At 60.5% G+C, this 25,472-nt stretch carries 35 protein-coding genes; 25 read left to right on the top strand and 10 right to left on the bottom strand.

Annotated elements, in window-relative coordinates:
* Window positions 1–177: 177 nt before the first annotated feature.
* From ACFOHJ_RS07860 to ACFOHJ_RS07760, 21 genes are all read left to right on the top strand, one after another.
* Entirely contained in the window at window positions 178–822 is a 645-nt protein-coding gene (locus ACFOHJ_RS07860; protein WP_378219930.1) for a hypothetical protein, read from the top strand.
* A complete protein-coding gene (locus tag ACFOHJ_RS07855; protein ID WP_378219929.1) occupies window positions 822–1,172 on the top strand; it encodes a hypothetical protein in 351 nt (116 codons plus the stop codon). The genes ACFOHJ_RS07860 and ACFOHJ_RS07855 overlap by 1 nt, the downstream gene beginning before the upstream one ends.
* Complete coding sequence (locus ACFOHJ_RS07850; RefSeq protein ID WP_378219928.1) at window positions 1,172–1,810, top strand: hypothetical protein; 639 nt, start codon at window positions 1,172–1,174, stop codon at window positions 1,808–1,810. Before ACFOHJ_RS07855 ends, ACFOHJ_RS07850 begins: the two co-directional genes overlap by 1 nt.
* Window positions 1,810–2,223: a hypothetical protein gene (locus ACFOHJ_RS07845; protein ID WP_378219927.1), complete on the top strand. Its 414-nt coding sequence runs from the start codon at window positions 1,810–1,812 to the stop codon at window positions 2,221–2,223. The genes ACFOHJ_RS07850 and ACFOHJ_RS07845 overlap by 1 nt, the downstream gene beginning before the upstream one ends.
* Before the next feature lie 8 nt (window positions 2,224–2,231).
* Window positions 2,232–2,399: a hypothetical protein gene (locus ACFOHJ_RS07840; protein ID WP_378219926.1), complete on the top strand. Its 168-nt coding sequence runs from the start codon at window positions 2,232–2,234 to the stop codon at window positions 2,397–2,399.
* 25 nt (window positions 2,400–2,424) lie between these two features.
* Window positions 2,425–3,894, top strand: a complete 1,470-nt coding sequence (locus ACFOHJ_RS07835; RefSeq protein ID WP_378219925.1) for a phage tail tube protein — start codon at window positions 2,425–2,427, stop codon at window positions 3,892–3,894.
* 93 nt (window positions 3,895–3,987) lie between these two features.
* Window positions 3,988–4,314, top strand: coding sequence for a hypothetical protein (locus ACFOHJ_RS07830; RefSeq protein WP_378219924.1), 327 nt, complete (start codon window positions 3,988–3,990; stop codon window positions 4,312–4,314).
* 30 nt (window positions 4,315–4,344) lie between these two features.
* Window positions 4,345–4,764, top strand: a complete 420-nt coding sequence (locus ACFOHJ_RS07825; RefSeq protein WP_378219923.1) for a hypothetical protein — start codon at window positions 4,345–4,347, stop codon at window positions 4,762–4,764.
* 71 nt (window positions 4,765–4,835) lie between these two features.
* Window positions 4,836–5,108 (top strand): phage tail assembly chaperone, encoded by a 273-nt coding sequence (locus ACFOHJ_RS07820; protein ID WP_378219922.1) that lies wholly within the window; start codon window positions 4,836–4,838, stop codon window positions 5,106–5,108.
* An 80-nt stretch (window positions 5,109–5,188) separates the two neighbouring features.
* Window positions 5,189–7,504 carry a phage tail length tape measure family protein gene (locus ACFOHJ_RS07815; RefSeq protein ID WP_378219921.1) on the top strand — a complete coding sequence of 772 codons (2,316 nt, stop codon included), beginning with the start codon at window positions 5,189–5,191 and terminating at the stop codon, window positions 7,502–7,504.
* Window positions 7,497–8,087: a DUF2460 domain-containing protein gene (locus tag ACFOHJ_RS07810; protein ID WP_378219920.1), complete on the top strand. Its 591-nt coding sequence runs from the start codon at window positions 7,497–7,499 to the stop codon at window positions 8,085–8,087. The genes ACFOHJ_RS07815 and ACFOHJ_RS07810 overlap by 8 nt, the downstream gene beginning before the upstream one ends.
* 20 nt (window positions 8,088–8,107) lie before the next feature.
* Window positions 8,108–9,007: a baseplate hub domain-containing protein gene (locus ACFOHJ_RS07805; protein ID WP_449224165.1), complete on the top strand. Its 900-nt coding sequence runs from the start codon at window positions 8,108–8,110 to the stop codon at window positions 9,005–9,007.
* 3 nt (window positions 9,008–9,010) lie between these two features.
* The gene (locus ACFOHJ_RS07800; protein ID WP_378219918.1) at window positions 9,011–12,478 is read left to right on the top strand and encodes a phage tail protein; all 3,468 of its coding nucleotides are present in this window, start codon (window positions 9,011–9,013) and stop codon (window positions 12,476–12,478) included.
* Between the two features lie 7 nt (window positions 12,479–12,485).
* A complete protein-coding gene (locus tag ACFOHJ_RS07795; protein ID WP_378219917.1) occupies window positions 12,486–12,971 on the top strand; it encodes a hypothetical protein in 486 nt (161 codons plus the stop codon).
* Between the two features lie 11 nt (window positions 12,972–12,982).
* Entirely contained in the window at window positions 12,983–13,399 is a 417-nt protein-coding gene (locus ACFOHJ_RS07790; RefSeq protein ID WP_378219916.1) for a hypothetical protein, read from the top strand.
* Between the two features lie 2 nt (window positions 13,400–13,401).
* Window positions 13,402–15,057: a hypothetical protein gene (locus ACFOHJ_RS07785; RefSeq protein WP_378219915.1), complete on the top strand. Its 1,656-nt coding sequence runs from the start codon at window positions 13,402–13,404 to the stop codon at window positions 15,055–15,057.
* 329 nt (window positions 15,058–15,386) lie between these two features.
* Window positions 15,387–16,256: a hypothetical protein gene (locus ACFOHJ_RS07780; RefSeq protein WP_378219914.1), complete on the top strand. Its 870-nt coding sequence runs from the start codon at window positions 15,387–15,389 to the stop codon at window positions 16,254–16,256.
* Between the two features lie 4 nt (window positions 16,257–16,260).
* Complete coding sequence (locus tag ACFOHJ_RS07775; RefSeq protein ID WP_378219913.1) at window positions 16,261–16,557, top strand: hypothetical protein; 297 nt, start codon at window positions 16,261–16,263, stop codon at window positions 16,555–16,557.
* A gap of 28 nt (window positions 16,558–16,585) precedes the next feature.
* Window positions 16,586–16,708, top strand: a complete 123-nt coding sequence (locus tag ACFOHJ_RS07770; RefSeq protein WP_378219912.1) for a hypothetical protein — start codon at window positions 16,586–16,588, stop codon at window positions 16,706–16,708.
* Window positions 16,705–17,028: a hypothetical protein gene (locus ACFOHJ_RS07765; RefSeq protein ID WP_378219911.1), complete on the top strand. Its 324-nt coding sequence runs from the start codon at window positions 16,705–16,707 to the stop codon at window positions 17,026–17,028. Before ACFOHJ_RS07770 ends, ACFOHJ_RS07765 begins: the two co-directional genes overlap by 4 nt.
* Window positions 17,029–17,141: 113 nt before the next feature.
* Window positions 17,142–18,374 carry an nSTAND1 domain-containing NTPase gene (locus ACFOHJ_RS07760; RefSeq protein ID WP_378219910.1) on the top strand — a complete coding sequence of 411 codons (1,233 nt, stop codon included), beginning with the start codon at window positions 17,142–17,144 and terminating at the stop codon, window positions 18,372–18,374.
* Between the two features lie 82 nt (window positions 18,375–18,456).
* Here the strand turns inward: ACFOHJ_RS07760 and ACFOHJ_RS07755 are convergent, their stop codons facing one another.
* Window positions 18,457–19,347, bottom strand: coding sequence for an FkbM family methyltransferase (locus ACFOHJ_RS07755; RefSeq protein ID WP_378219909.1), 891 nt, complete (start codon window positions 19,345–19,347; stop codon window positions 18,457–18,459).
* Window positions 19,348–19,550: 203 nt separating this feature from the next.
* On the opposite strand from ACFOHJ_RS07755, the gene ACFOHJ_RS07750 reads away from it, so the two are divergent.
* Window positions 19,551–19,649, top strand: coding sequence for a putative RiPP precursor (locus ACFOHJ_RS07750; RefSeq protein WP_378219908.1), 99 nt, complete (start codon window positions 19,551–19,553; stop codon window positions 19,647–19,649).
* Between the two features lie 281 nt (window positions 19,650–19,930).
* Here ACFOHJ_RS07750 and ACFOHJ_RS07745 read toward each other — a convergent pair whose 3' ends face one another.
* Both ACFOHJ_RS07745 and ACFOHJ_RS07740 read right to left on the bottom strand, forming a co-directional pair.
* The gene (locus tag ACFOHJ_RS07745; RefSeq protein WP_378219907.1) at window positions 19,931–20,170 is read right to left on the bottom strand and encodes a DUF982 domain-containing protein; all 240 of its coding nucleotides are present in this window, start codon (window positions 20,168–20,170) and stop codon (window positions 19,931–19,933) included.
* Between the two features lie 26 nt (window positions 20,171–20,196).
* Window positions 20,197–20,394, bottom strand: coding sequence for a hypothetical protein (locus tag ACFOHJ_RS07740; protein ID WP_378219906.1), 198 nt, complete (start codon window positions 20,392–20,394; stop codon window positions 20,197–20,199).
* Window positions 20,395–20,831: 437 nt separating this feature from the next.
* On the opposite strand from ACFOHJ_RS07740, the gene ACFOHJ_RS07735 reads away from it, so the two are divergent.
* The 3 genes from ACFOHJ_RS07735 to ACFOHJ_RS07725 all read left to right on the top strand — a co-directional run bounded on the left by ACFOHJ_RS07735 (window position 20,832) and on the right by ACFOHJ_RS07725 (window position 21,981).
* Window positions 20,832–21,197 (top strand): hypothetical protein, encoded by a 366-nt coding sequence (locus tag ACFOHJ_RS07735; protein WP_378219905.1) that lies wholly within the window; start codon window positions 20,832–20,834, stop codon window positions 21,195–21,197.
* Window positions 21,198–21,439: 242 nt separating this feature from the next.
* On the top strand, window positions 21,440–21,649 hold the full coding sequence (locus ACFOHJ_RS07730; protein WP_378219904.1) for a cold-shock protein: 210 nt from the start codon (window positions 21,440–21,442) through the stop codon (window positions 21,647–21,649).
* Between the two features lie 107 nt (window positions 21,650–21,756).
* Window positions 21,757–21,981, top strand: coding sequence for a hypothetical protein (locus ACFOHJ_RS07725; RefSeq protein ID WP_378219903.1), 225 nt, complete (start codon window positions 21,757–21,759; stop codon window positions 21,979–21,981).
* 625 nt (window positions 21,982–22,606) lie between these two features.
* On the opposite strand, the gene ACFOHJ_RS07720 is transcribed toward ACFOHJ_RS07725, so the two are convergent.
* The 7 genes from ACFOHJ_RS07720 to ACFOHJ_RS07690 form a co-directional block, all read right to left on the bottom strand.
* Window positions 22,607–22,891 (bottom strand): DUF1488 family protein, encoded by a 285-nt coding sequence (locus ACFOHJ_RS07720; protein WP_378219902.1) that lies wholly within the window; start codon window positions 22,889–22,891, stop codon window positions 22,607–22,609.
* Window positions 22,892–22,895: 4 nt separating this feature from the next.
* Window positions 22,896–23,192: a hypothetical protein gene (locus tag ACFOHJ_RS07715; protein ID WP_378219901.1), complete on the bottom strand. Its 297-nt coding sequence runs from the start codon at window positions 23,190–23,192 to the stop codon at window positions 22,896–22,898.
* A 5-nt stretch (window positions 23,193–23,197) separates the two neighbouring features.
* Window positions 23,198–23,431 carry a hypothetical protein gene (locus ACFOHJ_RS07710; RefSeq protein WP_378219900.1) on the bottom strand — a complete coding sequence of 78 codons (234 nt, stop codon included), beginning with the start codon at window positions 23,429–23,431 and terminating at the stop codon, window positions 23,198–23,200.
* 31 nt (window positions 23,432–23,462) lie between these two features.
* Entirely contained in the window at window positions 23,463–23,600 is a 138-nt protein-coding gene (locus tag ACFOHJ_RS07705) for a hypothetical protein (RefSeq protein WP_378219899.1), read from the bottom strand.
* 291 nt (window positions 23,601–23,891) lie between these two features.
* A complete protein-coding gene (locus ACFOHJ_RS07700) occupies window positions 23,892–24,152 on the bottom strand; it encodes a hypothetical protein (RefSeq protein WP_378219898.1) in 261 nt (86 codons plus the stop codon).
* A gap of 423 nt (window positions 24,153–24,575) precedes the next feature.
* Window positions 24,576–24,935 (bottom strand): diacylglycerol kinase, encoded by a 360-nt coding sequence (locus ACFOHJ_RS07695; protein WP_378219897.1) that lies wholly within the window; start codon window positions 24,933–24,935, stop codon window positions 24,576–24,578.
* 392 nt (window positions 24,936–25,327) lie between these two features.
* Entirely contained in the window at window positions 25,328–25,453 is a 126-nt protein-coding gene (locus ACFOHJ_RS07690; protein WP_378219896.1) for a hypothetical protein, read from the bottom strand.
* Window positions 25,454–25,472 lie beyond the last annotated feature (19 nt).

Genomic DNA, 25,472 nt, shown 5'->3' with positions numbered 1-25,472 from the left:
GATGCTGGCCGGCATTGCCGGCACGGGTTTCTCTCTGTCTCCCGACGATGAAACCGATCGGTTTTCGGACACGGAAGCGGCACGGCTGATCGATGCCGGATTCGCTGTTCCGGTCGCCGAGCCGAAGGCCGAGCGCGCCGTGAAGTCGCCGGCCCCGGAAAAGCGCGGCTGACGCCTGTGTCTTATCTTGTCGTCTCCAATCCTGCGTCCGATACCAGCCTTGCGCCTATCGAGGCGCTGCGGGCTGCCGCTGGCGTTTCCACCGCCGACACGTCGCGCGATGTCGAACTGGCCGCGCTTGGTGAGCGCATCTCGGCCGAGATCGTCGAAGCCTGTCGCATTGCTGTAGGCGAAGGCGCGGAGCCGACACTGCGCAAGGAAGAACTGACGGAGACGTTCTCCGGCTGCTGTGACGACGTTCTGATCCTCTCGCGCCGCCACAACGTCAAGATCACGTCCGTTACCGAGAACGGCACGGCAGTCACGGTCGATGCCAGAGGCTTGAAGTCCGAGGCCGGCTTGCTCGAACGCTGGGTAAACGGTCAACGGTCCCGCTGGTCGGCTTCTGAGGTCGTCGTGGTCTACGATGCCGGCTTTGAGACGAGCCCGGCCTCTCTGGTCGGCGTGGCGACCGATCTGGCACGCATTCGGCTGTCGCAAGCCGCAGCCGACCCGCTGGTGAAATCCACGCGGATCGAGGTCGCCGACATCGACACGGTGCAGACGGACCGCTGGGTCGGCTCGGTGCCGGGAACCGGAGAAACAGGGCTCCCGGCCGAGATCATGGCAAGGCTCGCTCGTTTCATCAATCCGGTGGTGTGATGCTGGACCTTTCCGACACCCCAGCAGGCATGATCGCCCGGCTGGATAATTCTCTCGCCCGCCGCGGCGAGACCGTGTCTGTTACGAAATACGCTGATGATGGCACCCCGACGTCATTGACGGGCGTCCGCGCCTCTGTTCGTCCGTCGAAGCCGGAGGAATTGATCGCGTCCATCGACCAGTCTCAGTTCAAGGTCGTTCTGTCCCCAACTGGCAATTCCACCGTCCTGCCGCTGCGCAAGGGCGACAAGATCACTCGCGCGGAAGGCAAGCAGCTGAACGTAGAGTTTCCGGCGTCGATCTATGTCGGCGACACCTTGGTTCGCATCAACCTGACGGTGGCTGGCTGATGGCCACCGGCTTCGAGTTTTTCGAGCGCGATCTTCGGCTCGCGACAGAGGGGCTGGCACCCGAGGCGATCAACGACGCGCTGGCGAAGTTTGCGCGCAAGGAACTACGCCGCGCTATCTCCGAAGGCATCGCCAGTGAGCAGTACGATCGCTACGTCAACGGCGTCAAGGGAGCCGTCGAGGAAAGCGTCGAGGCTCCTGGCCCGATCATTTACGAGTTCGTCAACTGGCCGCTTGTCATCAAGACGGCGCTGGAAGAGCTTCAGAGGCGCGCTCCCCGCAAGTCAGGCAGGTTCGCGGCATCGTTCATCGTCGTTGCCGGCGGCCATATCGCTTCCGACTACCGGTCGATTCCGGCGGACGCGGAGGTGATCGTCACGAATGCGCAGCCCTATGTCCGAAAAGCCGAGGTCGGGCTGCTTGGCATTCGTCCCCGTCGCCTGTTCGACGGCACGAAGCGCGTATTGAACGCCCGCTTCAAGGACGCTTTTGCGGCTGAAACGCGGTTTCTGACTATCGGAGCGGGTGTTCATCCGCTGATCCCGTACATCCTGAAACACAGCCAAGGTGGCCGCAAGGATCGACAAGCCGGTATGCCGCTCACCTATCCCTCGATCATCATCAACGCGGTGCGCTAATGTCCAGCTTTTCAGCGTTTGAGACGATCAAGCAGTATCTGTCGGCGAATTGGTCAGCGACGCCGCTCGTCTTCGAAAACGACCGGTTCAACCTGCCGGGGGTGCCTGCCGCATTCGTCTACGTCGAGATCGTCGGCAATACCTACGATCAGGCTTCCATCGGCGGCGGCGAGGAAAGGGCAGACAATCTCTGGCGGGAGTGGGGGCAGCTTTACCTTAACGTCATGGTGCCGAGCGGCACCGGGAGTGGGCCGGCGCGACAGTATTGCGACCAGCTGCTTGCACTTGTCGCGGGCCACGAGATCGGCGCGCTGACGTTCCGCGATGCATCGATCGGCATGGGAGAACCGGGGCGCACCTTCGCGAACTACTACGCCATGACGGCGAGCATCACCTGGTATCGAGACGAATGAGGCAGGCCATGGAAGTCCTGAAGCCGTTCAACACGCGCACCCGCCGCATCGCAGCCGGCGAGACGATCACCGAAGCGGACGATCTGTCCCCGCACCGCATCGACAGCCTCGTCGCCGGCAAGTTCATCGGAGCGCCGGAAAAGCCCGCCGCGGACAACAAGCGCCGCAAGGCCTGAACAATTTTCACAAGGAAACCGATCCATGAGCGACGCAAATCGCACCCGCCTGTGCCATGTCCGCGAAACCACGCTCGGCGTGACGCCTGGCACGCCTCGAATGCGCACCGCCCGCATGACCGGCGAGCAAATCCGTTTCGCGCCGACGACGGTGCAGTCCAACGAACTGCGTGCGGATCGCATGAACTCCGATCCCATCCAGGTTGATCAGGTCAACCAGGGCGCGGTGAACGGGGAGCTGTCCTATCCCGTCGACAAGTCGCCGTTTTCGGATTGGCTGGAATCGCTGTTCTGCCAGGTGTGGGACAACACGCCGTCGTTCGACAATGACGGCACGGCCGACAGCGTCATTACCGACGCCGGGACCACGGCGGATACCTATGCGGTCGCGTCCGGCGGCTCGGCTGTGGTTGCCGGACATCTCGTGCGGGCGACCGGCTTTTCCAATCCCGCGAACAACCAGATTTTCCGGGCGGCTTCGTCGACAGGGACGACCATCGTCGGTTCCTCGCTCGGCCTGACTGCCGAAACCGCGCCGCCGGCGAAAGCCAGGCTGAAGGTCGTCGGGTTCCAGGGGGCTTCCGGCGACATCGCGGCCACGGCTACCGGCCTGTCGTCGACCGCGCTCGATTTTACCGCGCTCGGTCTCAAGATCGGCGGGTGGGTCAAGATCGGCGGATCAGCCGCCGGTGACAAGTTCGCGACGGCGGCCAACAATGGCTGGGCCCGCATAACCGCAATCGAGGCCAAGGCGCTTTCACTCGACAATCTGCCTACCGGCTGGGCGACCGACGCCGGTACTGGCAAGACGGTCAAGGTGTGGTTCGGCGATCAGGTCAAGAATGGCCTCGATACCATCGGCCAGACGCTGGAACGCGGGTTCCTCTCGCAGCAGACCCCGACCTATCTCATTTCTCGCGGCATGGTGGCCGGGCAAGGCGAGTTCAGGTTCGAAAGCCAGCAGATCGCCACCTGGTCGATCACCTTCCAGGGCCTGACTGGCGAGGCGACCGCAACCGCGCTGGACGCTTCTCCGGACGCTGCCACCACCAACCCGATCATGGCGGCTGCCGTCAATGTCGGTCGGATTGCCGAGAATGGCGTGGCGATCGGAGGGCCGAACTATATCCGGTCTGTCGGCCTCACCATCAACAACAACCTGCGTAATCTCGGCGGCATCCGCTCGGACGGTTTGGTCGGACCTGAAGATATCGGCAAGGGTTCCGTCGATGTCACTGTGCAGATGGAGACCTATTTCGGCTCCAGTGCGCTGTTGAACAAGCTGTTCGACCAGACGCCCACGAACATCAATGTGCGCATCGCCAAGAACGGCCAGGCAATGGTTTGGGGCCTTCCGCGTCTCACCTATACGGACGGCACGGCGAACGCGACGGGCAAGAACACCGACGTGATGCTGCCGCTGACGTCGATGGCCAGCCTGGATGAATTGACAAACGCGCACATCCTGCTGGATCGCCTCGAATACTACGAGTGAAGCGTTTCCGCCCGACAGCGGAATGAAGTTCGTGCACGAAACGGCGGCAGGTTGTCGGGCCTGCCGCCACTCCTCCCGACAAGGATATTCGACATGAACAGGCGCTCCTTCTTCGGCGCGGCTGCCAGTGTGGTCATGGCGCCAGCGGCGGCAGCTTCCATCGCTCCGCCCAAGCTTTCCCGTCTTTCTTGTGAGAAAGACGATCCTGGCTACCGGCCGTATTGTGAGCTTCGCGGCGACAGACGCACATTCAGGGTGCTTCTGGATGGCCGCGAGTCAAAAGGCGTCATCACGGCGGACACCAGTGAAGGCTGGGTGAAGCGCCATGTCATCACCGAGCGCGGAAACTACGCGCATGACGGCAAAGATCTTCTGACCGAGATCGTTCATGGATACGTCGAGATCATCATCGACGCCTGAAGAATTTCCCTCCCGACATAGGTATCCGACATGACTGTGAAGCTTTCATCCCTGAAGGCCGACCTCGCACGCGAGCAAAAGGGCGACTGGATCGAATATCCGGACTGGCCCGGCGTCGAGTTCAACGTTTCTTCCCTCCATCTCCCGGCTTATGTTGCCGCTCGCGACCTGCTCGTGCAGAAAATGGCAAAGAAGCACGGCGGAAAGCCGGTTCCCCGTGACGAAATGACGGTCGAGCACGGCACGCTCTATGCCGAGCATATCCTTCACGGCTGGCGCGGCCTCGATGTCGAGTACAGCCCGGAAGTCGCCCGCGAGACGCTGACCAATATCGAGTTCCGGAATGTCATCGCGGCCGTGGAATGGTGCGCCGCCAAGATGTCTGAGGTTGAGGTCGAGTTCGTGGAGGAGGCGGGAAAAAACTCCGCGCCGCCTTCCGCTGGCGGCTAGAACAGGCGGGAAAGCAAGGCTGGCTGCAACAGCTAGCCGACGAAAACCCGGAAGAAGCCGAATTCATCCAGGTGGAAGAACCGCCGGACGAAGCGGAACCGGCAGCCTGGCATGATCTCTATTGGCGGGCGTGGGAAGCGCTGCGGAACGACCGTCAGTATGGCGCTTTTGGCGGGGCCTCGGCGGTTCCGTACATGGCAATCCGGCAATATGCGCTCGACCACGGCATTGTCGGCGCAGAGTTCGAAACCTTCCGCCTGCTGTTCAAAGCGATCGACACCGAATGGCTGGAGATCGAGGCGCGCAAGGCAAAGCAGAATTCTCAGCCATCCGTTGCGCGCTGATGGACCACTATCACGTCCCGTCTGCCGCCGAGCACCAGAACCGACTGCGCAATTTTGCGCTAGTTCCGGAAAGGTAAAGCATGCCCGTTCAGCTTTCCTCACTGCGCGTCGTCGCAGACATCGATGCGCAGGGCTTTGCGCGCGGCGCCGCGCAGGTCAAGCGTTCGCAGGACGATATGGCTGCCGGCGCTCGTACGCTGTCGGCGACCATGACGGACGCACAAGGCAAGATCAGCGCCGCCGGCAATCCGATCGAGAGGCTGTCGCGGCAGTATGTGGATGGCTACGGATCGGCTCGACGCATGGAAAGCGGCCTGCGCACGCTCAGCCGTGCGCTCGATGCTGGCCGCATCGACGCCAGCCAGGCGGAAAGGATCTATACCGGCCTGGCGCAAAAGCTCGGATTGGTCGCGAGCGCGGCGGACGTGACCGCTGAAGGGTATTTCCGGCTTGGTGCTGTCGTTGATCGCGTGAACGCCAAGCTTGCCCGTCAGCCTGCACCCGGCTCGGGCGGTATAAGCGACGGTGACGCGAGTTTTCGTCGCCGCAATCTCACCTATCAGGCTGTTGACGTGTTGCAGATGGCAGCGCTGGGCCAGGCTCCATACATGCTCGCGATGCAGCAGGGTCCGCAAATCCTGCAACTTTATACCGGCCCCGGTGGCGTGACCGCGGCTCTCGCCGATGCGCGCATGGTGGCGATGGGGCTGTCGCGCGTTCTGCCGGGTGTCGCCACGGCGGCGCTTGGCGTAGGCCTGGCATTCGGATCCATAAGCAACGAGGTGGAACGGGCTACGGGTAAGGCCGCTTCCTTCGGAGAGGTGATGAAGGCCACCTTCACTCTCGTCATGAACGCCATCCGCCCCGTAACTGATGTCGTAAGCGGTACGATCGGCTGGGTTGCGAAGAACCTCGGCTCGGCGGCTGTCGACATAGCCGAGATGGTCCTCAACTCGGCCAAGGGTGTCGGCTACGATCTGGCCTGGTTGTGGGACAATGCCGGCACCGTCATCAAATCGAAGCTGTACGACATCGCAAACGCGGGCGTCGACGCCTTCAACAGCATGGCAGCGAAGATCACCGAGAAGGTGAACGCCATGATCGACGGCATCAACAATCGCTTTGGAACGACCTATGAGCGTTTTGCCAGCGACAGCCTGTCGATCACGCGTTTCAACAATCCCTATGCCGATGCCGCCGCTCGGGCGCTTGAAATGCGCCGGCAGGGGTTACTGCGTATTTCAGCAGAGCAGCCGATCCGAGATTTCGGTCGACGGATTGCCGGGCAGACCGAATCCAACCGCGCCGTCGCTGACTTGCAGGCATTGGGCAGCGTTTCATTTGCCGATGCGGTGAAGGGAGCTTCTCAGCTTTCCGGTCAACTTTCGCAGATCGGCAAGCAGGCGTCCGTGATCGGCGCCGAAGCTAAATCCGCTCATGCGCGGGTGATCGATCTCGGTGCTGCCTGGGATGCCGCCAAGCGCTCGGAAGTCGCTTCGGCCATGGAAACGGCCTCGCAGCTTCGGACTGCGCAGGAGGAACTCAAAAAGACGCAGGCGATGATCAAGAGCGCCGCCGAGACGCCTGTCAGCAAAGTGTTCGGTGACACGGCGCAGATTGCGAATGCGCAGCAGATAATCGACGCGGCGGTAGGGTCGATCAACAAGGTTTTCAACGCATTTGATGAAGGTCGCCTCACCACGGGCGGCGTCTTTGAGAGCATCGAACTGGTGCGCAAGGCTCTTCTGTCGCTGGGCGGCGATGCGGAGTCGGTGAACCGGTTCGTCGATGGCCTGATAAAGGCCCAGTTACAGGCGCGCACCCTGCAGGCTGACGTCAAAAGCCTCTCCAACGAAATCAAATCCATCCCCAACCGTGTGATCAGCATCCGCATTTCCCAGACGGTCGAGCAGGCGCAGTATCCCGGCGGGCAGACCGTTTATCGCGGCACGAACAACTACGCACCGCAGATCGGATATGGCGTCGGGCCAAGCCAGATCGGGACCATCAACTACCCGGGATATGGCACTGCCGGTCTCTATGATGTCGGCGGCGAAATGAAGTCGTCGTACGATCTCGGCTACTACGAGCACTTCGCCACGGGCGGAACGATAGCTCCCAGCGGCTCGGGCTCCTCCGATACGCGCTTCATCCAGATGATGACCCGGCCGGACGAGACGATCTCGATCCATACGCCGCAGCAGCGCAAGGCGGTGGTCGACGCCATGGATCGGGCCGGGGAAGGCCGAGGCGGCGATACCATCAGCTTTGGTGACATCCATATCAACCTGCCGGCCGGCGCCGATCCGCGCCAGGCGCAGGTAGCCGGCCGCGCCGCGGCCGACGAGTTTGTCAGCCGCATCCGCTCGGCGATGGGACCGCGTCTCCATGGTTGACGATCCTGCAGCAATCCTTGCCGATCATCTCGCGGTCGGCTTCGAGGGCGGTCCGGCATGGGCGAATTCGCGCGTCCATTCGGTATCGGGGCGCACCGTGACCAATCAGCTGCGTACCGTTCCCTTCCGCAATTTCCGCTTCACCGGCGCGGAAACGCGGATGGAATTCCTGCACGAGCTGCTGGCGCACTTCAACGCGCGACAGGGCGGCTTGCGGTCTTTCCCGCTCAAAGACTGGTCGGACTACAAGGCGAGTGACGAGGTGTTCGGAACCGGCGATGGTGTGGAAACGACGTTCGGCCTGACAAAAGCTTACGGGACGTATGTCCGGCCGATCGTTCTGCCGGACCTTTCCAGCCTCGTGGTGACGGTCGGCGGCTCGGAGACGACGGCATACAACTTCGCCGACGGCCGGATCGTGTTCGATGTTGCGCCAGCCGACGGTTCTGAACTGCGCTGGAGCGGGCAGTTCTACACGCCGGTCCGCTACGCGCAGGACGAGCTCTATATCCGCGTCAGTGCCGCCAATGCCGCCTTCGGCACGACCTCGGCGCTGGATTGCTACGAGGTCATGGATCCGTGAGCCGCGCTCTTTCTACAGGCATGCAGGCATCCGTCGCCAAGGATGCGACGACGCTCGGCTGGCTCATGGCCATCACCTTCGCCGATGGATCGGTCAGGCGGTTCAATTCCTTTGGCGCCGCCGCTTTTCCCTTTGGCGGTCACGATTATGCTGGCTGGCCGGGATTCCAGGTTTCCGGCCTTCGCGAAACCAACGGGTCGGAACCGCCCACGGTTGACATCGATCGAGGCCTTTCGGGACAGGGGCTGATCACCTTTACCGAGGCGGTTACCGGCCTTGTGTCGGGCCGGCCGGTGGAACTGATCGTCGTCGACTTCGTGTCCGGGGCCTCCCACGTTCCGGCCTCGAAATGGCGTATCGGCCAGGTCTCCACGACACGGGAAGGCAATGCCAGCTTCGAGCTGGTCAGCCTCGAGCGCCGCGACCGACAACTGGTGTTGAGCACGTTCGAACCGGGCTGCCAGCACAGGTTCGGCGACAGTGGCTGCGGCGTCGATCTGGTTCCGCTCACCGTCGATGTCGTGGTCGTTTCCAGCGCCGATGCGAACACGGTTGTGATCTCGGGGGCGACGCAGGCCGACGATTATTACAATCTCGGCGCGATCAAGTTCACCTCAGGTCAGAATGCCGGGCTTGCCTACGATATCCGCGACTGGGCGCTGTCCACCGGCATGCTGAAACTCTTCTCGCCGCTTAAACGTCCGCTCGCTGCCGGCGATGCGGCCCAGCTTCGGCCGGGCTGTGACAAGTCCGAAGGCGCCGCCGGGTGCGGGCGATACAACAATCTGACCCGCCGTCTCGGCTTTTCCGACTTGCCGGACGACAAGATCAGCATTCCCGCGGTCGAACAGATGCCGGACACGGACCAGAGCTCCACCGGTTGGGGCGGCGGTTATGGCGGCGGCGGGTCCTGGGGGTAGGAAATGGCTACAGGCATCGGACCTGCCCCCAACAGCGGGGATGGCTACAGCTACACCGCTCGCACCGGCTACGGCACCTATCGGCAGAGCAACACCGGCTATGGCCAGACAGCCGCCCAGGCCACCGCGACCATGCGCCTGTGGAATGGCGGTTATGGCGCGGATGCCAAGACGGCACGCGAGCAGGCCGAGGACGGATCGAGCCCGCTCGGGGAGAAAATTCCAAAACTTGTCGGCACCGACATGTTTGCCGGTTACCTCATCATCGACCGTGACAAGTTCGGTGGTGTCAAATCGGCCCCGGCAACGTCCGGCGACGGCGGATGGGGAGGCATCTTTGCCGCGACCGACGATAACGGCAGCGCCGGCGGCCAGTGGGGCGGCTGGGGGAGCGATGCCGGCGGATCGGCACCGGCGCCGAAGCTTGTCACCACGCTCGTGCTCGCCTTCCTGCAGACCGATCTCGCCGGTCCGGCCGACATGCTGGAACTGAGGTGCAAGGATCAGGTGATTTTCAGCTCGCGGGCGCCGAAGAAGTCACTCAAGGGCCTGCGCATCTATCGCGGCGACCAGACCGCGCCCGATCCTGCGGTCAGGAAGGCGCTCGGAAACCGGGCATCCTGTTTTCCGGGCCTGGCATATATCGTGCTGGAGAATTTCGACATCGCGCCTTTCGCGGCCTCGGCGAACGACCTGCCGCCTTTCACCGCCGTCTGGTCCTCAGCCACCACGGCGCAGGAAGCCAGCGAAGATGAAAGCACCCTGATCGATGATGAGCCGGGCGGCTTTCAGGGCGTTTCGGCGGTCGATCACGGTCTCAACATCGCCTATCAGACGGTCCTTACCGAAGACGGCGCGATCGTCGTCACCACGGATATCCGGACGCAGGAAGAAATCCGCCGCGCCGCGCTGCCGGCTTTCGGCTACGATTTTTTCTACAGCCTGACCGCGCTCTCCGGCTCGGATTTCGTCGCTGGCGTCTGCCAGAACGGCGCCTATCAAGGCCTGGTGCTGATAGACACGCGGCAGGGTACGGCGGTCAGGCTAGCGGCGCAGACGCTCGGCTCGACAATCTATGAGCCTGCCGGCATCATCTCGTCGGCCATGCTGTCTTCCGGTGCGGCGACGAAATATGCCATCGTCTGCCATCCCTTCGTCACCGGCGGGGCGGCGGCGAACAACGACGCCATGGTGGCGCTCGCCGACGTCACCAACGGCACGCTGCAATGGATCGCAGGGCCAGGTGTGGCTCCGGTCAGGAGCGGGGCGTGGCAGGAACTGCAAAGCTGGGCCTGGGGGCCTGTCGGCGGCGGTACGGCTACAGCCTTCTTCTGCGAATCCGGCAAGCCCGAAATCTATCGCTGCCAGGTCACCGAAAGCGGCGTCTCGGCGGTTGCGCCAGTCACGTCTGCCGTATCGTCGAGCCCTACGGGCCTGTTCTATGACGCCGCCAACAACGCGCTGGTCTATACCCGGGCCGACAGCCATGTCGTCAGCTACGATCTTGGCACGTCGGTGCAGCGTTGGGATGCGGCGCTTTCCACCTATGGCGAGATGAACTCCGACGAGGTGGTGACGCAGGACGTGCTGCGCCCCGGCTATATGCGCATTTCGGACCTGTCCGGCGTTTCGCAGCTTGTGGATCTGTCGGATGGCTCCGCATCCACTCTCTACGATGGAAGCTGGCCAGAAGCGGCGTCCTACAATCAGAGCAAGGGCTGGCTGGTCGAGCCGGGAAGCACGTCAGGCACGGTGCTGATCGTCAAGTTCGGCGATGTAACGCCCGACAGCGTCGACGCCATCGACATTCTCACGGCGCTGGCGACCTATAACGGCGACTATGACGCGGCGGACCTGACTTTCGCTGGATTTCCCGGCAACGAATGCTCGGGCCTCGCCATTCGCTCGGACACGACCGTTGCCGAGATCATGGACAATGTCTGCGCCACGCTCGGTGTCCGCAAGGTTCACGACGGCGGCAAGCTGAATTTCATCCTGCCGGCAAGGGATGGGTCGCGGCCGATCGACCGTGTGCTGGGCAATGACAGTCTTGTCCAGCGTGGCGACACCAGCATCCGGCAAACGCAATCCGATCTGGATTCCGCGATCGAGAGCGGTGCATTGCGCTTCATCGATCCCGATGCCGGCTACATCGAGAACACGGTGCGGTTCTCCCGGCCCAACAGCGTCTTCGAGGTGCTGGCGTCCAACCGGATGGAGGAATTTTCGACCGCGCTGGTCATGACGGTTGCGCAAGCATCGAGGCAGGTCGAGCGTATCGTCATCGACAGCGAGTTTCAGGCCAGGCAATATGAGCTTGGTCTGATGCCCTCGGAACTGGCGGTCAGTCCCGCCTCCACCATCCAGTTTCCCTATGGCCCCAACGACGAGATCACCGTCGTCGCCGAGGTGGTGCAATCCGATCTTCATGGCGACGATTTCTCCCAGGACATCGTCGCTCTGGAGTTCGCGCAGTCCATCGAAAGCACTTTTGTCGGCTCGGGGTTGATCACGGTCGCGGTGCAGGATGTTTCGTACAATCTGGAACTGGTGATCCTCGACACGGCCCTGATCAGGGATGCGGACGATACGGCCGGTGCCGGCTTGCGCGGCTACGCGATGCTGATCGGCTCGGGGGCTGCCAACCTTCCGTCGAGCCGCGCCATGAAAAGCGACACCGGCGCCGAGTTCACCACGTTCGGCTTCGCGCGCGACATCGCGCCGGTCGCGGGAACCGTGACGGCGATCGACCGAAACCGGGATAACGGTTTCGCCACGGACTACGACGGCACCCTGACGGTCAAGGTTACCTCCGGCGATATCGGGGCACTGGCGAGCGTCGACGAGGCGGCGCGGTACCAGAATGCCGTCCTGTGCGCCGTGGGCGGCAGTGGGCGATGGGTGCTGGTATCCTTCGGTACCGTGCAGGTCACGGGTGACAGCGCTGTCCTCGGCCAGCCTGTCTGGGGCGTACGGGGAACCGAGGCCTACCTGTCCGAACTCACTGTGGGTGACCGGCTGATCTGGCTTCGACCGGGCGAGGTGTTGCCGTTTGTCAATGATGCCGGCCTGCTCAAAGATCCGGTCTACTACAAGGGCGGGGCGACGATATTCAGCGCCGGCATGCTGGTGACGCACAAGGTCATCGCTTCAGGCGAGGCGGAAAAGCCTTTTGCGCCGGTCGAGCCGGCCTATTCCGATGCCGGATCGACCCGGACCCTCACATGGGAGTTCCGGGAGCGTCTTGACCCGATGCGAGCGCTCCACGGCGAGACGGCAGGCTATTCCGAAGCCGCTCTCGCCTTCGAGGTCGACATCGTGGCCGGATCGACCGTGATGACCACGCTGGAAGCGGCCGACAACGAAGTCGGCTACGACACCGGCGCCTATCCCGGCGCCGATGCCGCCCACATCTACCAGATGGGCCTTGGCGGCTCGCTGCGGGGCCACAGGGCATCCCTGACCTTCTGAGGATCACATGACAGTCGAGAAGAAGATCACGACCGCAACCGACGTTGCGGCGTCGTCCAATGTCGTCACCGCGATCAACGACCGGATCAACAGGGTCGAGACCGCGGTGCTCGGCACGTCGGGCTTTGCCCTGGTCGGAACGGCGTCCACGTTGACGGCGGCGCAGTTCTACGATGGCGCAATCATCCTGCTGACCGGGACCCCATCGGGCAATCATGTCCTGACGGTTCCGGCTTCCCAGCGCGTCGTGACCTTCGTCAACACGACCGACAAGGAGGTAACGGTCTCGATCTCGGGCCAGGCCGCAAGCGCCCCGGTCATTCCGCCGAAATCGGCTGATGCATCGCTGTCCGGCCTCGAAGGCCAGCAGGCCACCATTCGCAGCAACGGCGTCAATGTCCGCTGGCTGGGCTCGCCGATCTTCGCCATGTCGGCGGCCGAGTACGCCGCGCTTTCCCTGCCGTCCGCCGGCGCCACCTATCTCACCGTTTAAGGAGACCTACCTTGGCATCGTTCAACAAGTTCAATTCCTTCGTCGAGGCGCTCGCCGAGAAAGTGCACAACCTCGACTCCGACACGCTGACGATCGCGCTCTGCGCCGCGGCAAACGCGCCGGTGGCGACGAACACCGTCCTCGCCGATCTCACCCAGATCAGCTACACGAACCTGTCGAGCCGCACGCTGACGGTTTCGTCCTCGGCGCAGGCGTCGGGAACCTACAAGCTGGTCATCGCCGACAAGACCTTGACCGCCTCCGGCGGCGCGGTCGCGGCGTTCCGCTACGTCGTGATCTACAACGACACGGCCGCCAACGACGAACTGATCGGCTGGTATGATTACGGCACCGCACTCACGCTGGCGGACGGCGAGAGCCTCACCCTCGATTTCGACAATACCAATGGCGTCCTGACGCTCGCCTGATCATGGCTCTCTCCTTCGGTTCGCTCACCGTCGCGGCGGTCTATTATGGATCGCTGCCGGTGCAGAAGATCTATGCCGGCTCGCGCGAAGTGTGGTCGGCCGGCGGCGCAAGCAGCTATACCTTGCCTGCCGGCGCTGGCGCGTTCACGCTGGCCGGCCAGGATGCGCTGCTCAAACGGGCTCTGGTCCTCAAAACGGCGACCGGCACGATTGCGCTTGCCGGCAATGACGCCAACCTGACCGTGGTCGCCAATGGCGAGATGATCGCGGGAACGGGCAACTTCGTCGTCACCGGCGCCGATGCCAATCTGCTGCGGTCGCTGCTGATCCTTGCTTCCCCTGGATCGTTCAGCTTCACCGGGAACGATGCCGCGTTCCGGCTCGGCAAGATGATGGCGGGCGGTGCCGGCTCCTTCGCTCTCAACGGTCAGGCTGCGACGTTCCTGCGGTCGCTTCGCCTTGGTGCGTCGGCGGGGAGTTTTGCGTTGGCGGGGAAAGCGGCGACGTTGACGTATTCGCCTGTCGCCGCCTCCGCGAAAGTCGGTTTCGCGAATTTCCAAATTCCGACGGTCACCGGCAATTTCACGATCTCCTGTCCCGACCTCGGCGGGTTGACGCCCAAGATGGTCGTCTTCTTTTTGTCGAACGCAGAGGTGTCGGAAACTGGTCACACTGCGGCGGGCGAAGATGGATTCCATATGGCAGGTGCCAGCGACGGTGTGACTCATGCCGCCGCGTTCAATTCATCTGTCGGGGCGCAAAACAACGGTCGGCGAGGATATTCAATCGGCGCCTGCATGCTGGAAATCAATGCGTTGGCAACCACCCAACTGGAGGCGGCGTTTGTTTCGTTCGGCACCGGACAGGTTACGGTCAACATCACGACACTCACGACCGAGCTGCAAAGCAAACGCGGCTTCGCGATGTTCTTTGCCGGCGCTGACTGCGATGCGGCCGTTGGTATCATCAACGGCGAAACGGACGGTACGACAACCTCGACGCTGCCCTTCACGCCTGATGCCGTGATATTCACTGAGGCGTCAATCGCGGCGCCAGGTTCGGCCTCAAACGCCAACCAGTCTACCGGATTTGTAATTAACGATGGCGGGCCAACCCAGTTCGATGTTGGCAGGATGTTGATTTCCGGATCAGGAAACGGGCGTGCCAACGATAAAGCGGTTGGGGCTTTCAGGACATCATCTTCTGCAGCCAACACCGCCTCTGCTAGTTTCTCCGGTCCAGATTTGTCATTGGCGTGGAGCGTTGCCGAAGAAAGAGATGTTCTTTACGCGGCGTGGCGGTTCAATGGCTCATTGACCACCAAGGCTGGGTCGATCTCGTCGCCAACAAGCGCTGGCAGGGTTTCAGCGTCGGGCTTGGGCATAACCCCGCAAAGCGTCTTCTTCTTGCTCGGCGCTGGCGCGATCAACACCACGGTCACTGGGGGCGGCTATGGCACAGGTTGGCTTACAGCGACCGGCGGCGGCTCATGCGGGTGCCTTTCCAAAATCGGCTATTGCTCTACGACCCGGCTCAACATCGAGAATGGTGCGGACATCGGCGAATTCAGCGCCTTCGCGAGCGGCTCTTTCGAGGTCAATTTCGTGACCGCCGACGCAACGGCGCGGGTGCTGCCGTTCATTGCCTTCGGCACGTAGCGGCCCAACCTCACAAAAAAGCCCGGTCGCCAACTGGGGTAAGCGGCCGAGCTCTCAGTTGGCCGGTCATGAAGGAACCGGCGGGCGGATCATACTCTCCCTGGCCGAATCGGCAATGGAAAAGCCCAGTCGCCACAGGAGGTAGCGGCCGGGCCTTGGGGTGCCCGGCGGGTTGGGCAAACCGGGCAGAGGTAATCATACACCGAGAAAGCCCGGCCGCCAAGCTAGAGTAAGCGACCGGGCCCTAGACTGCCCAGCACGGGGTTGGAGGCTGGACAGAGCCAGCATAGCCCCACTGCTTCATTAGACAAACGAAAAGGATCATCACCATGAACGACGTGCCCACCGGCGCGGCGAATGCTGCTGCGCGCGACAAATACTGGGTTTATCGCCCCGTCCTCAATCTCATCGGAACCTCCGAAGGCACCGACAAGGGCCGTGGCTATAACGAGACGCTGGGCTACGGCATCATGCTCGACGGCAAGGTGACCAAGGGCAAGGGGCCGACCATCGATCTGGTGTCGATGACGCTGGATCAGGTCGATGCAGTCCAGACCCGCATGCTCAAGGATCCCGACAACGGCCGGCTGAACTCGTCGGCGCTCGGACGGTATCAGGTCATCCGCACCACGTTACGGGCCATCCGCAAGCAGTTGCCCTCTCGCTATCCCGGCTCCCGCAAGTTCGACGCCGACTGCCAAGACGAGATGGCATGTTACCTGCTGGGTCAGCGCGGTATCGATAAGTGGCTCGCCGGCCGACTGTCGCTCGATACGCTCATCCGCAATCTCGCGCAGGAATGGGCCTCGATCCCGAAGCCCGACGGCAAGGGGCATTACGACGGGCAGGGCACGGGCGTGTCCGTGTCTCAGGTCAAGGCGGCGCTGGCTGAGGTTGGCCGCCGGCACCAGCAGGGTCAGCCCAAGCAGACGGTCGAGGTCAAGGTGCCGGTCGAGGTCGAAAAGCCGGTGGTGCCCGAGGCGGTCGAGAAGCAGGTCAAGAGCAAGACGAACCTGTGGGGGTGGCTGACGACGATCTTCGGTTCGGGCGGCGTTGGCATTGCCGGCCTGCTCGGGGCGGACTGGCAAACCATCCTTGCCATTGGTGGGCTGTCGCTGGGCGGCCTTGTCGTCGTGATCCTGCTGCGCCGACAGATCATCGCCGCCGTGCAGGATATCCGTGGTGCGGTGGAGGGCTGAGGCGGTGGCCACCGGCATCTTCGCCTTTGCCGCACGCCTGCTCGGCATCTCGCCCGATGTCGTCAAGGTGATCGCCACCCTGATCGCCATCGCTGTCGCCCTCGGCTCAGCCTGGGGCGGCTACGAACTCATCAAGCACCGCGGCGCCGAGGAAGTCCGCTCCCAAATCCAGAAGGAAAATGCCGATGCGATGGTCAAGGGTATCGATGCCGGCCGCAGCTTTGACGACTGCGTTGCTGCTGGCGGGGTGTACGACTTCCGGCGTCAGCGGTGTGCCGGCGCTACGCCAGGCGCTCGGTAGCAGTCTCGCCGGCGCGCAGGGAAAGACGTTGGCCGATCAGAACAGGATCGACCGCACCATGGCGCCGGGCTGCGCGATCAAGCTCTACACGGCAGCTGAATGCGATCGGCATACCAAGGCTAGCGCCAAGCGGCGGAAGGAATTGCAATGACCGGCAGTGACGAACGGGCAATCGGCCGACTGGAAGGCAAGATCGATCTCATGCTTGCCGAGCAGGCCGCGGCGGCGCGGTCCCGAAAGCAGACTTACGAAAAGCTGGAAACGCTCGGCCGCAAGATCGACGCGACCGACGCCAAGGTCGAGGCGATCGATACTCGGCTCGAGAAGGTCGAGGAACCAGTCGCCGAGTTCAGCCGATGGCGAGAGCGCGGCGTCGGCGCCATCATGCTCATCAGCTTCGTGGCCGCGTCCATCGGTGGATTGCTGGTGACCTTTGGGAAGAGGGTCTGGGGGATATGGGCGGGGCCGTGAAATGAAAGCCCCGGCCGGAGCCGGATATCCATGGTGGCGGGATTGTAGCGGCCATTGCTTTACTTGGTGCTTTCCCCGGGTTATTAGGAGCCTTGCGCAGCGAGAGGCATCAAATGGCTACCGACGACAAATTTTCTACCCTCCTTTTCCAAATCGGCAACGTCTTCACGCCTGGCTCCCCTGTGAATGAGAAGGACTTGTTTGCTGGTCGGATTGAGCAGATACGAAAGGTGCTCGCGACTTCGTCTCAGCGCGGTTATCACGCCGTTCTTTATGGAGAGAGAGGCGTTGGGAAAACGTCGCTCGCAAACATCATTAAATCGCTCATGCCTGCGGGTACCGGCGGTTGGTTGGTACCCCGGATAAACTGTGATGGGACGGATACTTTCACGTCTTTGTGGCGCAAAGCGCTCTCCGATATTCGGTACACCCATGAACAGAGAGGTGCTGGCTTTACCGGTGAGGTGACGAAAGTTGATACCGCTTTAATTGACCAGCTACCCCAAGAGCTGACGCCTAACGATATCCGCAGGGTCCTGTCCAATCTGTCACAACAGGTCAATCTTATCGTCGCCTTCGACGAGTTTGATCGGCTCAGCAATCCGGCAGTTTCTGTTCTGATGGCCGATACGATCAAAACGCTTTCAGACTACGCAGTGTCGGCAACAGTACTACTGATCGGAGTTGCGGATTCAGTCGATGGCCTCGTGGAGGGACACCAATCGGTAGAGCGCGCTCTGGTCCAAATTCCTATGCCGCGAATGTCTGCCGAGGAAGTTCGCCAAATTCTGGATAACGGATTCCATCGCTTAGGTATGACGATAGACAAAGGGGCTGCCGACGAATTGGTTGGGCTGTCTCAGGGACTGCCTTACATTACGCATCTACTTGCGTTGGAGAGCGGCAAGGCGGCCCTTCGACATGGGCGGCTGGGCGTCAGTTCTTCCGACGTTGATGAAGGAATCCGGGAGGCCCTGTCGAGCTGGCAGCAGACGACAACGAAAGCATACTACGATGCCGTACAGAGCTCTCAGCCCGGCAATATTTACCGTGAGGTTCTTTTGGCGTGCGCCCTAGCGGAAACGGACGACTTAGGATTCTTTTCCGCCGGGTCCATCCGCCTTCCTCTTCGTGTGATCACCGGTCGGGAATATGACATTCCAAATTTCGCTCAGCATCTGAAGAATTTCAGTGATGAAAGCCGAGGAAGCATACTCCAGAGAACCGGCGAGACGCGGCGCATCAGATACCGCTTCTCAAGCCCGCTGCTTCGTCCGTTCATAATAATGCGGGGATTTAGCGATGGGCTTCTAACGCGCCAGCAGATGAAAAAAATGGCCGTGTAGAGTCGGCATTGTCCCCCTCCCTTCGTCCCGCCTCCGTCAGTCCTCCGGCCGCAACTGCGCCTCGTGGCGGGCTTTTTGCTGTTCAGGTCTCAACGCGCTGCCGGTGAGGCACGAACAACAGATGCGGGCGGCCCTCCAGCCGCTCCATCTCGGACAATGGCTCTACAGCTACACCGTCATGTCGTTGGATGAAGACGTCGTATTGGGACAGATCGACCAAATCCCAGATATCCTCTGGCTTCGAGCCGAACTCCTCGACGATGTTGCAATGAACCTCAACGGCAAGCGCCGGCGATCGCTTCAGGGCGTTTTTAGCTCCACGCAGGACTTCGAATTCATAGCCTTCCACGTCGATCTTGATGACATCAGGCCACATCCTATGGTCTTCGGCCCAATTATCGATCGTCACGACAGGAACCTCGATACCACCACGGTTTGTAACCTTGGCGTTTGAGCGGGCTCGGATGGAGAGTGATCCATTCCTGGAGCCGACCGCCGCATGGACGGGGATGGTGTTGTGTAATTGATTGAGCCCGATATTCCGGCGCAATACATCAATGTTGTGCGGATGAGGCTCGAAGCTGACGACATGCCCTTCGTCTCCAACCATCTTCGCCAACAGAACGCAGTCACGTCCATGATGGCCACCGCACTCGAACACGGTCGCACCTTTCAGGCCGAGCGCGAAAAGCGCATCCATCTCATGGGAGTGCAAATTTTCGTCGAGCGCGTACCAGTTCTTGGCCAGAGGAGTTGTCACCGCGAATACAAACGGGATGTCGTTGACAATTAGTTCCGCCTCGTAGGGGGAGAAGCGGTAAGACTCTATGGCGTTAGACCACCTTGAAACCAAGGCAGATCGCCACCAACTGGTATCAAGATATTTTTTTCTAAGAAATTTCACAGACCAACCCCCGGTTAGGGTTGAATTTCTGTTATCGAATTCTGTTATTAAAATATAGACGGTGACCATATTTTCTTAGAATTTCTCGTCTGTAAATACGTAAATTGGCTTAGAGCGGTTACCTATTGCGCTTCTTTTCTACTCTCGCAACGGCCACGCCATACCCCTGCTGGGCTCGCAGGGGCGGGTTTATTGTCGTTTGTCCCCACCGGTAGCCACCTGAAAAGCGCTCAGCTATAGTCCGACGCGTAAATCCCAATCTGGAGGGCAACGTGAAGAAGAAGACCTATGAGAAGCCTGTGCTTCAGAAGCGCGAGAAGCTTGGCGCCGTGACGGCAGCGCCCGCCGGTTCCGGGGTCAAACCCGATTGAATAGCTTCGGCTAGATTTTCGGACAATCTCTGCGCAAGCCCCGCTCCGGTTCGTCGGGGCGGGTTTTTCCAATTGTGGAGGGCGGATGCGGCAATTTGCCTGAACTTGGCGTTGTCAAAGAAAGGTTGCCCCATCCCCCGCCTCAGCCATGCCGCATCCTTGGACAGACATGCATCATCGGCTGACAATAGCAAGGTTCACCACCTTCAATGATCGTATCCGGCTTGTAATGTTTCGCCCGCTGGCCCCGGCCGGCGGGCTCTTTTGTCGGTCACGCCGGCCTATAGGGTAACGATCGCTGAAACCCTCATCCCAGCCGCGTCGGCCGCCTCAAGAAAAGCGGCTCGGGCGACCTCGCGCTCCACCATACCGTCAGCAGCGAGATGACAAATATTCATCGCGGCCGACCACTTCTCGCTATCATTCTCTGACCAGTTATCGAAAAGAAAGTCGGACGCATCACTGACGCTTGAGACGATGTGAAACGTACGCGGGCCGTCCAAAAAGACGGTAATCGGCACCTCAAACGGCTTCCTGTCCATAGTGATTAGGCACCAGGGAACAAGGAATCATAGATAACGGCGCGCAACTCACCATCCGACATCGAATGCGTCATGCTTCGCATGGCGGCAAGGTGGGATGCTTCGCGCTGTGCAAAAATGCTGGGCGTTCCGCAGGCGCTTATCTCCAACACGAGGCGGTCGATCGCAGCAATTCTGGAAATAGAGAGATTATTGGAAGACATCGCGTCCTCCTTTCGCTTGGGGCTAGGGCACGATGGCCGCCCTCATCGGCAGCGCCCTTGAAACGGCCACCGACGATGTCACCCTACATCATTTTTCTCGTGCCGTACTTTAATTCTTAGCCTGCGTTAAATTATCAGCAGAGGCGGCGGAATTGCGGAACCTTTGCCGCGGACCGTAGTTGGAAGGCATTCGATCGTCCGGCATTCCGTAGCGAATAGAAAACCCGGTGTGGCCATGACCATGGGGGTAACGCCCCTTTCGGCAAAGGCCTTGTCGTTTGGAACGATTCTCCGCCGATGCCGTTCGACTTGCCTGAGTAGCGAGCGCGCCCCCGGCACGGTGTGCTTTTTGATAAGCCATCGACGGTCGACCGATACGGCGCAGCTACCTGACGGTTACGGGAACGGATCAGGCCGCCGACGAACGAGGAAGCAGGATGCCGTTCAAAGGAATTGCCGAAGGCGAAAAGCTGGCTGTGCTCTTCATGGCCCTCCAAAGTCATTGCGGAGAATTCGGCATTAGACGGAACAGCGCCGCTTACCACACAGCCGGAAAACTCACTCTCAAGCTTTTCCGCGAAGGCGCGACTACTCCCGAAGCGTTGGCGACGGCTCTTCGGGACGCGACACTCTCCGCAAGCAACACCTTAGAGATCGGACAACGTGTCGTCACAAAAGATACGGCCGAAGGTGGCACAGTCGTGGAAGCCAACAAGCACCAAATCAAAGTCAAATGGGATCGCGGACGCACCAGCTATTACCGTCGCGGCCGGGACGGGAACATCCGTCACGCGCCTGAGTGACACCTCGCCCCACGCCACGGTACCGGCTTTTCCTTGACCTGCCCGCTGGGCCTGCTCGGGTTTCTGCTGTTTGAGATCGGCCTTGTGCTGAACACAATCAATCGCTATGGTCCTGTAATCGACTTTGCTTGTTAGCTTGTTTTGCGCTTCGGCGCTCACCGACCTTCCTCTCAATTTCGAAGACTACGGCGTTTGGCATTCGGCCAAGCGGCGAATTTCTATGCCGATTGAAAGGAATCGTCATGATCACAGGCACCGTAAAATTCTTCAACTCGACCAAGGGCTTTGGTTTCATCACGCCGGAAGACGGCAGCACGGATGTGTTCGTTCACATCTCCGCTATCGAACGCGCCGGCATGCGCACCGTTGTTGAGGGTCAGAAGCTCTCGTTCGATGTGGTGAAGGACAATCGCAACGGTAAGAGCGCAGCTGAAAACCTTCAGGCCGCGTAACGTCCCGCTTCTGGTCTTTGACCACGGATGTACTGGCACTGACCATGAAGGCAAATAGGGGAAGGTCGGGGAAACCCGGCCTTTTCCGTTTTTTGGAAGGACGATCGATGAGAAAGATTCCGGACGGGGTTTTCAAGCCGAGGCTTACCAGCGGGGAAAAGAAGAGCGATGTGACCACGACCGTGGCGACGCAAATAACCGAAAGCGAAAAAGCAGCCCGTGAGGCCAAAACGGCGCGGCTGCGGCTGTCACGGCTTGCCTATGAAGAAACTCGCCCGAGCCCGGACCCGAAAAAGAAAGCTGGCTCAGGGAAACGTCGCTCGGGAACGTGATCCGCCTACCTGGTTCTAGGTATCGGCAATCGAAAATTTCCACTTTCGACGCTGATGATATTTCCACAGGCCACACATTCGACCTGGATATGCCCTCGTAACCAGCCGATGCTTTTTTTCGTCTGATAGTCGCATCTATCACAATAGACGCCTATCTCATCCGCATCGAACGAGAGGTCGTCAGCACCGTTCATCTTTCGTCGGCTCATAATAGTCGGTTCCGCTCGGACGCTTCCCGTGCCCGTCGACGCGTTCCATCCGTGTCATTGTCGATCCGGCGACGTGCTTCGCTTCTCGGCGCTTTGCCGGTGGCACCGCCTTCATCGTTCCACTGAGCGAGCGCGCCCTCACGAGCGTCTAGCCCTTCCATGTACTCGCTCAGAAGCGCACGCGGGGATGCCGACGCCTCTCCCTTAAAATGGTCAATGATAAAGCGTGTTGCTGCCGTCCTACGATGGCTATCTTGGGTCAAAGCCGGCCGTACTTCAGCCAGAATTTTCTCGATCGCCTTCATGTGTGCGAAAGTGAGGTAAGACACAGCATTCTCCTTTAATTGACTACGTCCCGATTGCGCCCTCACTCATCGTGGCATTCTGGTCGAACGTGCATAGATCAACGCCGCCCTCTACAGCAGATCACCGCCTGTGAGAGTATAGACGTCGCCGGTCTTTCGACGGCTTTTAGCGTAAGCTTTCTTGGCGGCTCGATGGATTTCCGGCCGGGCGATATCGAAAGCCGCTAAACACTTGGCCTCTAAGGCCTCAGGTTCACAGAACCTCCCGCCCGATCGGATCAAAGCATCGGATTCTACCAGGAATGACACTTGGAACATGCCATCGTGGCCGATAAAGCGAACACCGTTGCGAACATCATCGAAGCTGCGGCTAGGGTTAGGGAATGCCAAGGTCATCGCCTCATCCCACCGCTTTGTTAACAGACACGATTTCCCTGCAGCATTCGACCTGGCGCAGGTTCAGACGTGACATGCCGCGTGTCGCTTCCAAGCGACTCAGGCCAGTCATGGCATCACCGTCGAGGCATGCCGGGATACCGGTAAAGACATTATAGACGGTCCAGGAGCGATCAGCTTCGATGCGGCGGCCATATTGATGGTGCACGGGATCGCGGCCCGGCGCACCACCTTCGTTTTCCCAGACGCTGATCGCGGCGGCGATCTGCTTCCTTCCAGTTTCTGCTGTGTCCCTACTCATTGTCATTACCTTCCTTCGTCCGCTTCCCGGCCGATGATACCGGAGTAGTGCAATTGGCCATTCGCGTCGGTGATCGTCATCGAGTCTGGGCACTGCGGCATATCGAGGGTCTGCGCCAACAGCCGCGCGGCGGCGATGGCCACCTCGATATCTTTGACTTCCACGGTTTCACGACCGACGACGGCATGGGCATCGTCGGCATCCCGAGTCCGGTAGAATTCAATCACGATCTTCATCATTCTAGCTCGCCGATCTCCCCCTTCGCAGTCCTCAGCTCTTGCCACGCAAAGCGCTGTCTTTTGTGGCAAGCTTTGTTGGGTTGCTGAATGCGCCTTCAGGCTTGGGCGGCGCCTTTTCCTGCTTTGGCTTCCTGATTTCGCGGTTGCTCCGTTTCTGTCCCTTGGCCATGGCCAAACGTCCTTTCCATGAGAGTTGCGCCTTCGCTTGATTGCGAGTTAAGCACCGCTTCGAGACCGTCCTGTGTCGTCACCCGCTCATGACGCTCGTCCTCGTTGCGAATTCTGTATTGAGGCGACCCTCCCCGCGGAGGGAGAATTCCGGTGATGCGGTAGGTTTCCGCGGTCCCTTGGAATGTGCCGAAGTTGCGACGCGGTCTCACAATCTGGCCTAAGGCGAAAAGATGTGTTGCGGCTGCAGGCCGGATCGAAGGGGCGCCCGGTCGGCGAGCACTTGAGTAAGTCATGGTTGTTTATCCTTTTCGAGTATGGCGTCGAGGTCCGCCAGATTAATCGGCACCATCTGCTGCGTCAGTCCGCGCATCCCAATGCCAGGCAAGTGGATAAAAGAGCCGACCCGTCGCCAGGCAAGCCAGGAAGCGCCCTCGATCACTTCTTCGTCATGATCTACGCGATAGTCGCCTGCCGGTTGTACCGTATCGAAGTCGGGCAGTCGGAAAGGCGTGGAGAAGTGGACGACGGTCTGTGTGGTACGGCTGGTCACGACAGCGATCTCCGCAGGAGCTCGCTGAGGCGCCTCCCGCACCCTTCCCATCCGAACCGGAACGATGCTGAAGCTGCCAGTACATCCGTGGTCAGCTCCGACATTCATTCCAAAGTCCGAACGGAGCGGCAATCGCGCCAGATTGACGCAATGAACCGCTATCGAGAATTCGGTGGTAATGGCGGGGTCTCTGACACCGCAAAAGCCAAATCGGCCAAATCAACGAAGCTAGTAGGTAAGCGTCAAATGAGGTTTAAACAAGGCTATCCTCACCGCGGTCAAACGCGCCGATAACGATCACAGCCCGTAACCCTCCAGATTGCATGCGAAGGACGACGAGCCAAGCGACAAAGCCAAAGAAAGAGGAAGCTGCGAAGGTGTGGCCACTGGGCAAGACCGCACGGTGGGCCGGCAGCGGCGCATTCACCAGATCGAATAAAGAGAGAAGAGCATGAGCAAGCCGACGACAACGGCTGCTATGCTGGCTAGAAAAACGCTGCCTGCCGCCATGTCCTTTGCCGCGCGAATGTCCGCATGTCGTTCAGGATGAAGCCGGTCGATCATTGCTTCAAGGGCAGCGTTAGTCAATTCCATGGCAAGTACCAGCGCGGCGGCCAAGATGACGATGGCGGACCAAGTCAAAGGGATTCTGAGGGCTAGAAGTCCCACGACGACCAGAATGGCGACGACGCCCTGTGTTCTGAAGCTATTTTCTCTTTGCCAAGCCTCCTTCACCCCACAAAGGGCGAACCGGATGCGTTCTCCGAAGGGCCTGTTTTTCATGGGACGCTCTTGGCTGCCAACCGTGTTGTTCCGCATATCTTTATCGCGGAATGCGCAATGAAACATGGCAGACCGGGCTTATTAACACAGCAGCAGTCGGCCCAGCCATTCTCCGTGGGCAAGCCCAAAGGTCGGCGGAAGACGCTCGGATAGTTCACGGAAATGGCGCCGTGGGTCCGAGAGCTTGGGCGTAACCCGTCGGGCAGGCCGTCTGCCTAGCAAAGCTACTGCCTTTTTCATCGCGCTTGGAACCTTTGCCACGGATCGCAGTTGGAAAGCGTTCGCTCGGCCCGCATCCCGTAGCGAATAGAAAAAACCCGGTGTGGCCATGACTACCGGGATAGTTGAGAGAAGCCCGTCGCCCGTCCCCTCCGGCGACGGGCTTTTGCGGGTCACTCAAGAACGATCGAGGCAGTTGCAACTTGATCCATTGGAGCATCGGGGACCAAGCCGATCATCAGAGCCACCACAAAAGCTACAGCCGCAATGACCGCGACTAGCTGAATAGACTTGCTCATCTCATAGCACTCCTATCCT

Origin of the sequence: Aquamicrobium soli (assembly GCF_042646345.1) — a bacterium.
Taxonomy (GTDB): domain Bacteria; phylum Pseudomonadota; class Alphaproteobacteria; order Rhizobiales; family Rhizobiaceae; genus Mesorhizobium; species Mesorhizobium soli_A.
This window is presented reverse-complemented; position numbering and strand designations above follow the sequence as displayed.

What these genes read in the sequence shown, in the direction of transcription:
- ACFOHJ_RS07855 (WP_378219929.1), top strand. Translation starts at nt 822, where the DNA reads ATGCTGGACCTTTCCGACACCCCAGCAGGCATGATCGCCCGGCTGGAT.
- ACFOHJ_RS07850 (WP_378219928.1), top strand. Translation starts at nt 1,172, where the DNA reads ATGGCCACCGGCTTCGAGTTTTTCGAGCGCGATCTTCGGCTCGCGACA.
- ACFOHJ_RS07845 (WP_378219927.1), top strand. Translation starts at nt 1,810, where the DNA reads ATGTCCAGCTTTTCAGCGTTTGAGACGATCAAGCAGTATCTGTCGGCG.
- ACFOHJ_RS07840 (WP_378219926.1), top strand. Translation starts at nt 2,232, where the DNA reads ATGGAAGTCCTGAAGCCGTTCAACACGCGCACCCGCCGCATCGCAGCC.
- ACFOHJ_RS07835 (WP_378219925.1), top strand. Translation starts at nt 2,425, where the DNA reads ATGAGCGACGCAAATCGCACCCGCCTGTGCCATGTCCGCGAAACCACG.
- ACFOHJ_RS07830 (WP_378219924.1), top strand. Translation starts at nt 3,988, where the DNA reads ATGAACAGGCGCTCCTTCTTCGGCGCGGCTGCCAGTGTGGTCATGGCG.
- ACFOHJ_RS07825 (WP_378219923.1), top strand. Translation starts at nt 4,345, where the DNA reads ATGACTGTGAAGCTTTCATCCCTGAAGGCCGACCTCGCACGCGAGCAA.
- ACFOHJ_RS07815 (WP_378219921.1), top strand. Translation starts at nt 5,189, where the DNA reads ATGCCCGTTCAGCTTTCCTCACTGCGCGTCGTCGCAGACATCGATGCG.
- ACFOHJ_RS07810 (WP_378219920.1), top strand. Translation starts at nt 7,497, where the DNA reads ATGGTTGACGATCCTGCAGCAATCCTTGCCGATCATCTCGCGGTCGGC.
- ACFOHJ_RS07805 (WP_449224165.1), top strand. Translation starts at nt 8,108, where the DNA reads ATGCAGGCATCCGTCGCCAAGGATGCGACGACGCTCGGCTGGCTCATG.
- ACFOHJ_RS07800 (WP_378219918.1), top strand. Translation starts at nt 9,011, where the DNA reads ATGGCTACAGGCATCGGACCTGCCCCCAACAGCGGGGATGGCTACAGC.
- ACFOHJ_RS07795 (WP_378219917.1), top strand. Translation starts at nt 12,486, where the DNA reads ATGACAGTCGAGAAGAAGATCACGACCGCAACCGACGTTGCGGCGTCG.
- ACFOHJ_RS07785 (WP_378219915.1), top strand. Translation starts at nt 13,402, where the DNA reads ATGGCTCTCTCCTTCGGTTCGCTCACCGTCGCGGCGGTCTATTATGGA.
- ACFOHJ_RS07780 (WP_378219914.1), top strand. Translation starts at nt 15,387, where the DNA reads ATGAACGACGTGCCCACCGGCGCGGCGAATGCTGCTGCGCGCGACAAA.
- ACFOHJ_RS07765 (WP_378219911.1), top strand. Translation starts at nt 16,705, where the DNA reads ATGACCGGCAGTGACGAACGGGCAATCGGCCGACTGGAAGGCAAGATC.
- ACFOHJ_RS07760 (WP_378219910.1), top strand. Translation starts at nt 17,142, where the DNA reads ATGGCTACCGACGACAAATTTTCTACCCTCCTTTTCCAAATCGGCAAC.
- ACFOHJ_RS07755 (WP_378219909.1), bottom strand. Translation starts at nt 19,347, where the DNA reads ATGGTCACCGTCTATATTTTAATAACAGAATTCGATAACAGAAATTCA.
- ACFOHJ_RS07740 (WP_378219906.1), bottom strand. Translation starts at nt 20,394, where the DNA reads ATGTCTTCCAATAATCTCTCTATTTCCAGAATTGCTGCGATCGACCGC.
- ACFOHJ_RS07735 (WP_378219905.1), top strand. Translation starts at nt 20,832, where the DNA reads ATGCCGTTCAAAGGAATTGCCGAAGGCGAAAAGCTGGCTGTGCTCTTC.
- ACFOHJ_RS07730 (WP_378219904.1), top strand. Translation starts at nt 21,440, where the DNA reads ATGATCACAGGCACCGTAAAATTCTTCAACTCGACCAAGGGCTTTGGT.
- ACFOHJ_RS07725 (WP_378219903.1), top strand. Translation starts at nt 21,757, where the DNA reads ATGAGAAAGATTCCGGACGGGGTTTTCAAGCCGAGGCTTACCAGCGGG.
- ACFOHJ_RS07720 (WP_378219902.1), bottom strand. Translation starts at nt 22,891, where the DNA reads ATGACCTTGGCATTCCCTAACCCTAGCCGCAGCTTCGATGATGTTCGC.
- ACFOHJ_RS07715 (WP_378219901.1), bottom strand. Translation starts at nt 23,192, where the DNA reads ATGAGTAGGGACACAGCAGAAACTGGAAGGAAGCAGATCGCCGCCGCG.
- ACFOHJ_RS07710 (WP_378219900.1), bottom strand. Translation starts at nt 23,431, where the DNA reads ATGATGAAGATCGTGATTGAATTCTACCGGACTCGGGATGCCGACGAT.
- ACFOHJ_RS07705 (WP_378219899.1), bottom strand. Translation starts at nt 23,600, where the DNA reads ATGGCCAAGGGACAGAAACGGAGCAACCGCGAAATCAGGAAGCCAAAG.
- ACFOHJ_RS07695 (WP_378219897.1), bottom strand. Translation starts at nt 24,935, where the DNA reads ATGAAAAACAGGCCCTTCGGAGAACGCATCCGGTTCGCCCTTTGTGGG.
- ACFOHJ_RS07690 (WP_378219896.1), bottom strand. Translation starts at nt 25,453, where the DNA reads ATGAGCAAGTCTATTCAGCTAGTCGCGGTCATTGCGGCTGTAGCTTTT.